Source organism: Winogradskyella sp. 3972H.M.0a.05, from assembly GCF_040493455.1.
GTDB lineage: Bacteria > Bacteroidota > Bacteroidia > Flavobacteriales > Flavobacteriaceae > Microcosmobacter.
On record NZ_JANFDA010000009.1, the window covers coordinates 1 to 13,348 of the forward strand.

The 13,348-nt window shown below is 36.1% G+C and carries 11 protein-coding genes; 1 reads left to right on the forward strand and 10 read right to left on the reverse strand.

The annotated features are described in order from the left end of the window. Positions 1-433: 433 nt before the first annotated feature. The gene (locus tag NCE97_RS14700) at positions 434-1,021 is read right to left on the reverse strand and encodes a hypothetical protein (protein ID WP_353780043.1); all 588 of its coding nucleotides are present in this window, start codon (positions 1,019-1,021) and stop codon (positions 434-436) included. 299 nt (positions 1,022-1,320) lie between these two features. On the opposite strand from NCE97_RS14700, the gene NCE97_RS14705 reads away from it, so the two are divergent. Beyond that, complete coding sequence (locus tag NCE97_RS14705; protein WP_353780044.1) at positions 1,321-2,031, forward strand: S24 family peptidase; 711 nt, start codon at positions 1,321-1,323, stop codon at positions 2,029-2,031. A 170-nt stretch (positions 2,032-2,201) separates the two neighbouring features. On the opposite strand, the gene NCE97_RS14710 is transcribed toward NCE97_RS14705, so the two are convergent. The 9 genes from NCE97_RS14710 to NCE97_RS14750 form a co-directional block, all read right to left on the reverse strand. Continuing rightward, positions 2,202-3,170: a S41 family peptidase gene (locus NCE97_RS14710; RefSeq protein WP_353780045.1), complete on the reverse strand. Its 969-nt coding sequence runs from the start codon at positions 3,168-3,170 to the stop codon at positions 2,202-2,204. Positions 3,171-3,175: 5 nt separating this feature from the next. Next, a complete protein-coding gene (locus tag NCE97_RS14715; RefSeq protein WP_353780046.1) occupies positions 3,176-4,822 on the reverse strand; it encodes a M20/M25/M40 family metallo-hydrolase in 1,647 nt (548 codons plus the stop codon). 92 nt (positions 4,823-4,914) lie between these two features. Further along, positions 4,915-5,775: a TolB family protein gene (locus tag NCE97_RS14720; RefSeq protein WP_353780047.1), complete on the reverse strand. Its 861-nt coding sequence runs from the start codon at positions 5,773-5,775 to the stop codon at positions 4,915-4,917. 8 nt (positions 5,776-5,783) lie between these two features. Continuing rightward, positions 5,784-7,118 carry a sialidase family protein gene (locus NCE97_RS14725; protein WP_353780048.1) on the reverse strand — a complete coding sequence of 445 codons (1,335 nt, stop codon included), beginning with the start codon at positions 7,116-7,118 and terminating at the stop codon, positions 5,784-5,786. An 18-nt stretch (positions 7,119-7,136) separates the two neighbouring features. Further along, positions 7,137-8,267, reverse strand: coding sequence for a DJ-1/PfpI family protein (locus NCE97_RS14730; RefSeq protein ID WP_353780049.1), 1,131 nt, complete (start codon positions 8,265-8,267; stop codon positions 7,137-7,139). A gap of 101 nt (positions 8,268-8,368) precedes the next feature. Beyond that, a complete protein-coding gene (locus NCE97_RS14735) occupies positions 8,369-9,184 on the reverse strand; it encodes a helix-turn-helix transcriptional regulator (protein ID WP_353780050.1) in 816 nt (271 codons plus the stop codon). An 8-nt stretch (positions 9,185-9,192) separates the two neighbouring features. Beyond that, positions 9,193-10,374, reverse strand: coding sequence for an FG-GAP repeat domain-containing protein (locus NCE97_RS14740; protein ID WP_353780051.1), 1,182 nt, complete (start codon positions 10,372-10,374; stop codon positions 9,193-9,195). A gap of 1 nt (position 10,375) precedes the next feature. Continuing rightward, positions 10,376-11,827, reverse strand: coding sequence for an amidohydrolase family protein (locus NCE97_RS14745; protein WP_353780052.1), 1,452 nt, complete (start codon positions 11,825-11,827; stop codon positions 10,376-10,378). A 13-nt stretch (positions 11,828-11,840) separates the two neighbouring features. After that, positions 11,841-13,346 carry a serine hydrolase gene (locus tag NCE97_RS14750; RefSeq protein WP_353780053.1) on the reverse strand — a complete coding sequence of 502 codons (1,506 nt, stop codon included), beginning with the start codon at positions 13,344-13,346 and terminating at the stop codon, positions 11,841-11,843. Positions 13,347-13,348 lie beyond the last annotated feature (2 nt).

A 13,348-nucleotide genomic window follows, 5' to 3' on the forward strand; every position in this document is an offset into this window, starting at 1 on the left:
GCTGGTGGACCGGGACAACAATAGAACATCCTAAACCGACTATATCAAAAACCCCTATCGATCATCGATAGGGGTTTTTCTTTTACGTTCTTTAAAGCAAAGCTAACTGAACTATTTTCTCGCAACTTGATTTTCCAATAGAAAACCTTCTTAAATAGTATGATTGTAAATAAGTACTCCTGGTCGAATGACCAGGAGTACTTTCTAAAAATGAGGAAAGGCGGTTGCTGTATCTATAATCAAAATATTTAACTCACTATGAAATTGCTATAAACAACCCCCGCAACCGCCCAGAAGAATGTAGGTTTTATGTATATTATAATGGTAGATTATAATGACTTTATACTCTAATTAATTGCTCAAGTTTTTTTTGCTCCTTTATTTACTGAGCAAACGTGTTCTTCTATCATTGTTATATTCCATTTACCTACCACTACTTTTTTGCATAATCATTACCAAATTTGTGGGTTTCAATAAGATAAGGATATCCTTCTTCTTGATAGCCTTTAATTTTTTGCTTTAGTCGTTTATATGAATATGGTAGGTTTATTTGCTTGGCTTTCATTAAGTCAATGGACAACGTCCAAAACTGTGAAATCGTAACATTAAACTCTTTTTTTATAATGGCTTTATCTGAGGTAAGCTCTATAAATAGGTTTAGCCAGTTTGCTGCTTCTGTATATCGCTGTACATAGTTGATCTGCTTTTTACCTTGCTGGTCATAATCTGCGCCTGGCAGCATTTTGCCATTCTCCAAATTGTAATTTTGAAAAAACTCTTGCGCTTTATAGTCAAACTTTAGGGTTTTCAAAATTTGTTGTTCACAATAATATTTATAGGGATCTCCGTAAAAAAAGTTTATGGCCTTTTTGTAATTGGGAGGCAAGGTTTCAAATTCGATAAAAACTTCCCTCCCGTTACTTTCATCATTATGTATCTTAAAATCCTTTTTACTTTGGTGATATTTATACTCTTCTAAAGAGAGTACATCTGGTACAAGTTCATTAAATTCTAAGCACAATATGTTGTTAATGTATAGCAAGAAAAACCTCAATAATCTGCCCCAATTATCTTATACTAAAAGCTATTGTAATTCTGCCAATATAGGCGAGTCTAACAATTTTCATTACAGTACAAAACCTGTTGTGCTTATTGCATAAACAAGCCTTCTATTTTAAAGTAAATAGTGATTTGTTAAGTTTAAAACAGGTGATTTTTAGGACATCTTGTTTTTTGTTTCGTATATTTCTGCACGCTTAAAGCGATTAGAAATACAAATATACAAACAAGTTTGAATTATACAAATATCATTGTAATTTAGTGTCAGATATTTCCAACATTTTTTTAAGACTTAAACAAATTGCTGAGCTCAAAGGCTATAACAGCATTAATGATTTCGCTAAGAATGGCTTAGGTTATAAGTCATCTGAAAAGCTGAACCGTTTGAAGCATAGCTCCAAAAAACCTTCGTATGAAATTATCGCTGATATTTCAAACAAGTTTGAAGACATTAACATAAGATGGTTTATTAGTGGTGAGGGTGAAATAACTGGCAATGGCAATTCAGTACACGAACCAAATAGTTCTTACAGGAAGACTTTAGATAAAGAGCTTGCTATACCACTTTATGATATTGAATCTATAAATGGACTGGATTCTTTATTTGAAAACCCTAAAGGATATAATCCTATAGATTCTATTTTTATTCCTGGTTTACCTAAATGCGATGGTGGAATAAAAGTTAATGGTGATAGCATGTACCCTTTGCTAAAGAGTGGTGATATTATTCTGTATAAACAAATAAGTGATTTACAGAATGACATCTTTTGGGGTGAGATGTATCTACTTTCTTTAGCTACTGATGACCACGAATATATTACTGTAAAATATATACAACCTTCGCAAAAAGGTGAGGAATGGTTGAAGCTTGTATCGGAAAATCAGCAGCATGAAGACTGGGATATTCTAAGGTCTAGAGTAAAAGCTTTGGCTTTGGTTAAGGCTAGTATTCGTATTAACTCCATGAGCTAGGGTTGATTTTTCCTCTTCTTGTTTTCTTACTGCCTTAATGAAAATCTAAATCACTTCTTGGGATAGGGTTTCTAAACATTGAAGGCTCTAAATGAGACATCTTGATACATCACCAAGTTAGTAAAATTGATTTATATCTATTTAATAAAGAAGTGAGAACGTATATTGCTCTAAGAAACCTTTCTGATTATCTCCAAAGCTTTATCTAGTGCTTCATCAGAGCTTGTTTCTACATGTGGTTTTACGCCTTTGCCTTCCCAATTGGTTTTGGTTATTGGGTTAATCGCTCTTCCGGTAGGTAGCATGAGTTCAAAGTTGTCGTCCAAGATTCTTGGCTCTACAGTATGGGCTCCTCCTCCTGTAACTTCTCCTACCAGTGTTGCTCTTTTCAGCTGCTTTAAGTCATACGAGAATTCTTCACCTGCAGAAAACGTTTTACCGCTAGTCAGTACATAAACCTTGACTTTTGGCAATGGTGTGCCAGCAACTTTATCGGTATAGGAACTCATAGTTGAATTGCTTGGACGATAATAGAAATCATTGAGGTGTACTTTTTTTCCTTTAGGATATAGATATGAAATGAGATAGCTTATCATTTCGGGATCTCCTCCTCTACATTCTGTAAGATCAAAGATGATGGTTTTACACGTCTTGAAACGCTTCATCATATCATCTGCAGCATCTTTGGCTTTAGCATCCATTCTTATTGGGAAGAAAACAGGCATTTTTACATAACCAATGGTATCGTCTATAATCTCAATATTAGTAAAGCCATAGTTCTTTATGCTTTTGAAAAATTCATTAACGCTAGGTTGTTGAGGGTCTTTGTTTTTTTCTATTGGCTTTCTGCGGATGACTTGAACGTGTTTGTCATTTGTTATATTGAAGATATCTTGTCTAAGGCTAGAAGCTAAACTATCGTAACTGTTGTGGTTAAAATAAACGCCTTTACTGAGATTGGATATTAAAACACTGCTTACTTCTTTTCCTTTATCTGGAAACGTATATTCTGTCTTATACAAATCGCTTATCTGTTCTACAATTTGTTTTACATATTCGTTATCAACGCTTGCTTTTTGAGCATTCCCGTTGCACGATACAAGGGAGCATATCAATAGGATTCTAAATAGCAGCTTCATAGTGATTAATTTTGCATGCTTTTGTCTCGAATCTTTTTATACTCTGATCCTTCATTCCAGTTTGGCCAGTCTTTAGAGTTCGCTAATTCTAGACCTATTAAGAAATTCATCGTTGCATCTGCTGTTATGTTTTGAGCATTAAATCCTTCGTAATACTCATCGGTTACCTGATGATAGTGTTGCATATAGTCAGCAATTTTTTGAGCTTCTGCTTCTCCGCCTTCAACCGGATTCTGATTTCCCATAGCCCATACTGCCGGAACGCCTTTTTTTACAAATGGATAATGGTCTGAGCGTTGAAAGATGTTCATATATGCTGGCGAGGTATCTTCTACAGTATTTCTATCAATCTTGGCTACGGCGTTATCGACATAGGTATCCATCTCGGAATATCCTTTAAGGACACTTGTTGCTGTTTTCATTTTGTTTGTAGCAAAATGTCCATCTGCATTGATAACACATACTGCCTTATTTAAAGGATACAATGGATTATTGGCATAATACTCTGCGCCAAGAAGTCCCATTTCTTCTGCCGAAGTAAAGAAAAACACTATAGAGCGTTCTGGTTTTTTTCGCATCGTTTTATAGGCTCTTGCAACCTCCAAGTGCATTGCAGTACCAGACGCATTGTCAATGGCGCCGTTAAATATGGAGTCCTTACCAAACCTTGCCGGTCTGGTTCCTACATGATCCCAATGTGATGTGTAGATAATATGTTCGTCTGGTCGCTTTTTTCCCTTAAGTATCCCAAGCACATTCCTAGTAGTGACGACATCTTCAGATACTGAAGAGTTTGTTAATGACATTTTTGCTTTCAGGTTTAATCCTTTAAAATCTTTTGATAGCGCTTGCTCTGTATAATCATCTCCATGTCCTGAAGCGGAAAGCAAATCTTTCATAACTGGAATTGAAATAATTCCAGAACACAAGAGCCCTTCTGATACTGTTTCAATATGATCTTTTACAAAAGCTGCGGAATATCCGCTGTTTGGTGATTGCCCTATTTGATCCCAATCGATGAACTCGTGATGGATCATGAACACGGCTTTTGCCCCTCTTTCCATGGCCAATTTTTTCTTGAGATCATAGCCTCCATGTTGTGAAACACTCATGCCATTGAACATGCTTTCATCTTTGGTGTAGAACCCTGGATCGCTAAACAGCACTAAAACAACTTTATCCTTAACGTCTATGTGCTTATAATCATCCCAGTTATATTCTGGTGCAATAATACCAAAGCCTGCAAATACAATCTCTGCATCTTTTAAAGACACTTTTTCGTTGGCTTTGAGACTGGTCTTGGAATAGAAATCTTTAGTAAAGTCATATTCCGAAGTTTCCCCATTGTTTTTAAAAATCACCATCTTGCTTGGCGTTTCGTATTTTAGGCGAGATATGGTAAACTCCTGAAAGTAGCTATCTCCATTGGCAGGTTCTATCCCTATCTCTTTTAATTTTCCTGCTAGGTATTCTACTGTTTTTTCTTCTCCCAAGGTCCCTGGTCTTCTTCCCAGAAATTCATCTGAGGCTAAGGTTTTTATATGGGTCTTTATATTGTCTTCTGATATGGAAGGTAATGATTGTCCTTGGCAACTGTAAGTGGTTTGCAATAGCAGTATTACGGCTAAAAATTTCAATAATCTCAAATTCATTTTTCTTCGGGTTGTTGAACTACCAAAGTTAGAGTTGATCTACTCTATCTAATTGTAAAAATTAGACATAAAACATTCAAGCATTTCTAGCCTTAGTGCTTATGCTTTCTTTTCAGAGGTGCTTTAATCATATTATAATTTTTCCGATAGTATATACGCTTTTCATCTGAAGAAATTGTAGGTGAAAAATCGGGTCCAGCACTATTCAAATCATCTAACAAACTTGGCGTTGACCATCCTTCATCTAATGCATAAGAAATATATAGGTCACATGTTTCATTCCATTGGTCAATCTCAAATCCAGTAAAGATTAGGTAATCTCCATTTGGTGATAAGCATGGATCTGAGCTATTCAAATGGAAATTTGGGAAAAGAATTTGTTTGCCTTTTTTAGTGTTTTCGCCTTCAAAATGTGTTTCGAATAAATAATAATTGCTTTTTCCATTTTCGACAACTTCTCGAGAATATATAAGCTTGCCGTCATTTGAAATCGTTGGGTAAGACTGTTCTTCTTTTACTTCACTTAGATGTACCATAAATTTTGGGCTGCTCCACTTATCTCCTTCTTTTTCAACATACCAAATATTGTTTTTAGAAACCTGTTTTCCATTTACTGGTCTATCGGAATTAAAAAAAAGAAGCTTTCCCGTTGGTGATATGGTTGGCTCATAATCTTTATACTCTCCAGAGATGCTGAGCAAAACGGGTTCTGTCCAAGTATTCTCTTCAGCATTTGCTCTGTACAAGGCTAGGCGAGGTGTATCTCCAGAAATTTTGATGTTGTGTGACGCCAAGTATTCTCTGTGTGGCATAGAAAAGTACATGACACTATCATTATCCGAAAAGCTAACTCCTTGCACTAGCCTCTGAGCTCTTTCCTTATAGGGTGTAAAATTCTGAGCGATACTTACTTGAGCAATAAAGAAAAGTGTGATTAAAATAATACGGTTCATCTATAACATCACTTAATCGTTACATTACTCGTCTGCAATTGAAAAACACCTTCTCTACTGTCGCTCCAAATAAGTTGAAAGCTGCCATCTGCCTTTGTAGTTAAACCCAAGTAATGACCTCCTCCAATAAATTTGTTGGCCACATCTCCATTTTCTTTTGTTCTTGGATTAGAGCTAACATTAGTAACTCTTACAGGTCTTTGAAAACTCTCTCCTCCGTCTCTTGAAATCGAAAAATATACGTCATAGGCTTTTTGATCTTCACTATGTTGTCCATCAACCCATGAGATTCCTAGCACGCCATCTTTATTAACTGCAACACTGGCAACATTGGCTTTGCTTAATAGATTATTATCAAAATGATCGATGCGCTTTTCCTTTGTCCAGCTTTGCCCGTTATCTTTTGAATAGTTAAGCCATATACCGCTAGAGCTACTGCCATTGGCTACGGCTCTTACGAAATAGATTCTGTTTTTATATTTTGAGTTAGAACCAACATCAGCTGCCATTCTGGAATATCCTCGCCCTACTTTAGGGTTATCTGAAACTACTTTTTTATCGGAAAGTTGTTGGGTTTTTGGGTTATATAGATTCACCCAAACTTTTCCTGAACGATGTAATGTAGGCACTACTACTATACCACTGGAAAGAATAGCTGGTTCGCAAAAATTTAACCGCAAACCTTCACCTTTTACAACAGCGACTTCTTTGAACGCGTTGTCATTTTTTGATTCATATAAGACCACATCTGCTCCCATATCTCCGTTGAATCTAACTGTCGTGAGATAAAAAGATTCTTTGTAGCCAACTAACTTAGTTCCATCGTGTCCGTGCCCAAAACCATTAAAGGATTGTATTTGATTATTCCACGACGCACCACTATCGTTTGAAGTAAATACTTTTAATGGAAACTGATGCTTAAAACTATTTGGAGTACCTAGCCAACTCATGGCTGCTTTACCGTCTGGAAGTAATGCAACCCAAGGATCATAACCCCAATAATCGTGAGCGGTTTCGGACCAATTTTTACCGCCATCTTTAGAAGCAAAACTAGATAATCGGCAACTCGCATAGGGTCTATTGATATCTGTAACCACCATAGCTGCTGCCAGCAAATAATTATTGTTAGTTGGATGTGCGGTTATTGAAGGTTCTACTATTGGCAAATCGGTAAACCTAGACTTTATAGGAACATTCTTTCCTGCTATTGCATCTTTGTTTGTATCTAATTTAACTCTTGGAATTTCCCCTGAATTTTGAGCTTCGGATACTGATGTCATACAGCTAATAGAAAACACTGACAGACATAACACTACGACATGATTTATATATCTCTGTTTCATACTCTTGCTTTAATTTTTCTAGAATGATATTGGTTGTAATCTTTGAGCTTTGAGACTTACTTGTGTCTCCTCTCCTTCTTTAGAAATATTTAATTCTATAATTCCTTTACCAAGAGCATCATGTTCTATTTCTGCTTCGACATATGCTTGCCCTTTTTTGCCTTTTATAAAACCATCAAGTTTTTCAATTTCAGTTTTAATGAGATTCATGAAATCTTTTGAATCGACTTCTGACCAGAGTATGAATCTATACTCCCATTCATTCATATCGCCTTCAGAATAAGTGTACTTGGTAGCAAATCTTCTGATGAGATTATTTAAGCCGACGATGTAATTATCGGCGAGTTGTGTTCTTGCATAATCGTTTCTACGTTTCCAAGGATATTCCATACGATTGGCTATATCTTGAGCACGTCCAACACCATAATACTTTGCTACAACTTCGAATGAAGCATCTATCCCAGAAGACAAGCCTGAAGATGTAATGACATGACCATTGTTTGTGTATTTCACATTATTAAGGACTTCAACTTTTGGAAATTGTTCTTTTAAGATTGGTATTAAGGAAGCAAACGTAGTGGCTTCTTTACCGTCTAGAATACCTGCCAAGGCTAAGTAAAAAGCACCACTACATACTGAAAACATCGTGTCTGTCGTTTCATCTTTTGCTTTCAGCCAATTAACAATATCCATATCCTGATTTGCTTCAGCAGGACCACCTCCAGGCACCATTATCACATCTACAGTTGGAAGATTGGAGAAGGTATAATCTGGAGTTAAACTGGTATACATTCCGATACGTTTAGGGTTTTCGTCCTTAGCCACAGTGACTACATTAAACCCTGCGTGTTCAAACACAGACATTGGACCTGTTACATCCATGATGTCGGCATAATCGAATAGTAAAATCGCCGCTGTTCGCCTTGGAGCATTATTAGAGGGTTTTTCCTCCAATCCTTTTACTCTGGTTAGGTATGCCATATTACAGGATGCACATACTCCCGACGATTGAAAGATGGTCCCATCATCTGGGCAACCACAAGGTGGACAGTAATATTCTACACTATATTTTGAGTCCGAGGATAACTCAGATTGTGAGTGAGCAGCTAGTAAAGTCATAAATGCAATAAAAACTAATTTGATTTTCATGGTTTTCTATTTTTGACCAAATTAGTATTCAACACATGGTGTTGCTTGTACAGAATTGCTGCTAGAGTTAAATTATTACTAAAGTTTTTTAATGGTGAAACTTATATAGACTGTCTGTATTCTGAAGGTGATACACCTTCATTTTGAATAAAGTTTCTGGTAAAGTGACTGGTATCGAAGAAGCCTAATTGTAGTGCTATATCTGTAATGGAATCTTCTCCTCTTAGGAGATTCTTAGACTTTTCAACTCTAATATTTCTTAGATACTCTAAAGGCGTTTGGTTATATCTCTTTTTGAATTCTCGCACTAAATGATAAGTACTAATGCCTGAATGTTTTGCTAATGCTTTCAATCTGAAATTTTCACTGATATTATCGTTTATGAATTCTACTGCTGTATTGAGATAATTGTGCTTGCTCGATGTATTATGCTTGTGCGCAATTGCATCAGTATAATCATTGAACAACAATTCAAAAATTTCAATATTCAAACATTCTAAGCTAAGTCTGTATTCTGGTCGCTTACTTTCGTAAAAGAATTGCTTTAATTTGGCTTGAAGGCGTTGATCTCGAATTGGGTCATTTCTAAAGTGAATATCTCTGGTGGTTCTCTGAAAGATATCATCGAGTTCTTTGAGGTATTGTTCTTCAAATCTAAATGCATTAAAACTTAGCTCATTCCCTTGATAAGAACTGCCAGCATGCAACTCACCAGGATTTATGATAAGAACTGTACCTTCCTCAATCTTGTATTTCTTGTGTTCTGTAAATCCTTCATTAATACCCTGTTCTATAAGAATTATGGTATAATAATCGTGAAAGTGCTTGCCGAATTCGAAATTACTATAGGTGGTTTTGGAAAATGAACTTCCAGCCCAAATATCAGTATTCCAATAATCTACGCAAGTATCTCTCATAGAGTTATTTATTGTTGTAGTAACAAGACATCGCTGCCTCTGAATGCTCCAATAAAGATGTCTAACTTTCCATCGCCATTAAAATCTGCAATCTCAGCATCTACACCATCAGCCGAAATAGTACCAAAAGCAGTATTGGTTACATCTTTAAAGTATCCTTTTCCATCATTCAAGAACAATAAGGGTTTACCAAAGCTTAGTAATAACAAGTCTTCATCACCATCTTTATCAAAGTCACTAAAGCTAGCATCTATAGTATTGTAAGTATCAGTAAAGCCTAGACGCTCTTGGGTTTTATCAATATACTTTCCATTCTCATTTATAAGTAGACGTTGAATAGGTGGTCGTTGTTGAAACATATAAACATTTGCAAAGTAAATGTCCAAATCGCCATCATTATCTATGTCTGCATAAGTTGCTTCTCTTGTTTCGTCACCAAGGGATTCATCTGAAATATATTTTGAGGTTACATCTTCAAAGTGTCCTTTACCATTGTTGAGAAGGATGTTATTTTTATTTTCATTAGCCACAAGAATATCCAAATCGCCATCGCCATCGAAATCTACAGTTTGCATGTCTTGTGTAATGTTTTCAACTGTCGGCAACCTTTCACTCGTTTGATCTTCAAACTTTCCTTTATTGTTTTTTAAATAGACATTTTGCCCATTGTTAGCAATAACGACATCAATCCAACCATCGTTATCAAAATCGTCAGCAACAACACCATTAGATGTTCCTTTTGCTGGGAATGCATCCGTCACATCTTTAAAGTTACCTTTACCATCGTTGAGATAGTATTCGTTGACCTTATCGTCTTCAGTGACAAAAATGAGATCTAGATCACCATCATTATCAAAGTCTTTTAAGGCAATATCTTCGGTATCATGATATGGATAGTATGGATATGGTTTTTCTTTTTGAGTGGCTTCAATATCTGGTAATTGATCACTAGCATCAGAGAACTTTCCAGATCCATCGTTGACTAATAAAATGTTTTTTACAAATTCTACAGCAACGGCAATATCCAAATCGCCATCACCATCTATATCTCCAACTTTAGCATCCATAGAATTTCGCTTTGTTAACGATACAGGAGGTAGGTTGGTATTAGATACATCTACAAATTTTAAGTCCTGTCCCTCACAAAAAAAGGACAGTACTAATACTAATGCAACAACTGGTTTTCTCATTTTAATTGGTGATTTTATCTTTGATTTCCTTCTTAATTTTTGAAATCTCACTATCGTCATAAACGTTCCCGTTTTGTATAACTGAATTAACACTCCTAACATTACTGATATTTGCCAGAGGGTTTTCATTTAACAATACTAGGTCTGCAATTTTTCCTTCTTCGACGGTTCCGTAATCGTTTTGAATTTCCAGAAAAACCGCAGGATTTATAGTCGCTGTCTGTAACGCTTCAAGAGTTGATAAATCTGCATCTACGAAGGCTTCTAATTCATTATAAACACCTATACCTGGAAAGCACAATGGATTGGCTCCCATGTCTGTGCCAGCAAGCAACTTAACGCCTTTCGAGTTCATTTTACTGACTATATCCAAATACTTTTTATACAATCTCTTTTTGATGTTTATGAAGTCTTCATTATCTCTATTCTTAAGATGGTCATTGTGTTCTGGTGTCCAATATTTTTGAAGGTATTCTGGCAAGTAAGCCAATTGCGTCTTGTCCTTCGTCAATTCATATTCGAACCATGCGTTTTTATACCACATACTCAAAGTAGGGCAATGCCAAATATCGTGTTCTACAAATAACTGATATAAAGAGTCTGCTTTGGTTTCACTAAAATTACTGAGCCTATAATCATTGGCAATTACTGACCTATTGGCACCTGTTTGTGCCGATCTTATTCGTGCTAATGTATTATCATCAAATTTTATAGAACATTCTTTTATAATCTCTAACAAATGCTCCTGACTTTTCATTCCAGTAGTTGCAGCTTCAGAAGGTGGTACTGTGAATGGCACATGACCAACAAAAGGAAAATCTAATTCATTTGCATAGTTACTAAGCTCCAAATAAATATCTCGAGGCAGTAATGAGTAGACTTTAAGAAAATCTACGCCTTCTGCAATTAACGAATCAACAACTGGTTTCACTTGTTCAGTTGAAGCGATTCCAACAGAGCCGTCCCACATCGGATTTGGACCATCCAACAGAGGTCCTCCTGCAATGATTTTTGGGGCAATAAGGGAATCGTTCTTGGCTAACCTTCGCCAGCGCTTTACCAAATTTAAATCACCAGCCATATCGCGTATCCCAGTAACACCATGAGCAACAAATAGAGGCAACAGTAAATCTTTATCTTCAGTTTTGGGATTCATACGCCATACTTCGGGATCGTCTGGGTGTGTGTGCATATCCCAAAGCCCTGGAATTAAATACTTCCCAGAACCATCTATAACTTTTGCATTTCTGTACTTTTTCGTTTCTGAATTGGTTTCAATCTTCTGAATGCGGTTTCCTTTAATAAACACATCTCGCGAAGATTCTATTTCTCCTGAAGTTACATTAACAACTGCGACATTCTGTATTACTACATCAGCATCTATTGTGATTTCTGATTGACATGATAAGCATGCAATTGAAAAAAAACAGATAAAAATGAAAGTCTTTCGCATCGGAATTCGTCATTTAACTAGAGTGATCTGTAATCATCTTCCACTCGCCATTGATACGTTTCATAACAACCGAAAACCAACCTCTTGATAATTCGTCCCTATTAGGGAATTTTAGATTGAAGCGTCCTGTTACAAAATACAAGTCACCCGCTAATCTTCTGTAGTTGAAGTTGTCGAAATGTAATTTACCCATTCGCTCTTTTGGGAAATACTTTTTATAGTCGCCTATGATATTATCGTATCCAAAAGTTATTCCTCCTCTAGAGGCAGTTTGAATGAGTTCTGTTGTCGCATAAGCCTCCATGTAGCATTCAATATCTGCATTGTTCCAGCAGTTTTCTTGAGCTTTAAAATTTTCCTGAATTTTGGCTTCATCTAATTCATCCAAATACTTCGAAATCACCTCATCTATTAGATGCACATATTGTTGCAACAATGGATAACCTTGATCTGTATTCACCTGAATTGCTAATGCATATTGATGTTTTGAGGAATACTCAACGTGAGACAAATACCCTGGAAAGAAACCCGAATGTCCATAGCGAGTATCGTTTCTTTTACTCCAAATAAAACTTCCTAAACCATAGCCTTGATCTAAGGGTTGTCCAGTTGCCATATTGATTGGAGTCGTTAGCATTTCTTTGGATTTGCTACTCAAGATACTGCTTTCATGAAGTGCCTTTGTAAACTTTGTCAAATCTTTAACATTGGTTACAATACCGCCTCCTGTCCATTCAAAACTTGGGTTTATTTCTAGTTTTCCATCTTTAACCATTTTTGCTGGTAAACCAAAATAGTTCTGGGGACCTATATAACCTTGTGATAAGTTACTAAAAGAACGCTTATTCTGAACCGAAGTCAATCGTAAACCTAATTTTGAAATCAACTTGTCTTTTAGCTGTTGGTTATAGGCAGTCCCTGAAACTTTTTCAATGACTAGCCCCAGAACTATATAGTTGGTGTCTGAATAAGCCCATCCTTGATTCACAGGATGGGCTGCTGGTTTATTTAGCACAAAAGCAATACAATCTTCTGGCGATCTATCTTTAAGTGGGTTAGATTTAATATCGCTCATAAACTCTGGCTGAAAAATATATCTTGGCAAACCAGAAGTATGATTCATTAGATTCTTGATGCTTATGTCTTTAGCATTAGGCAGCTCATTAAACCATGACTTATCTCCTAAATACTGTTCTATCTTATCATCCAAACTTAGTTTTCCTTGATCAATGAGTTGAAGTGCTATAGCACTAACAAACATCTTTCCAACACTACCAGAAGGCATTCTGACTTCAGGACTCATTTTCATTTTTTCCTCTTTATCGGAATATCCTGAAGCCAGATTCACACCTCTTTCGTAATCAAAGTTTACAGCAAGTGTTATTCCTGGTATTTGATATGTTTCAACAATTTCATTGAGTGTATTTTGCAAGTCAGCTTCTAGCCTTTCAATGGTTGTTTGCGAAAAGCTTTTTGCGCAAAACACTAGTGCCAGAGCTAATAAATAGATTTTATTCATTC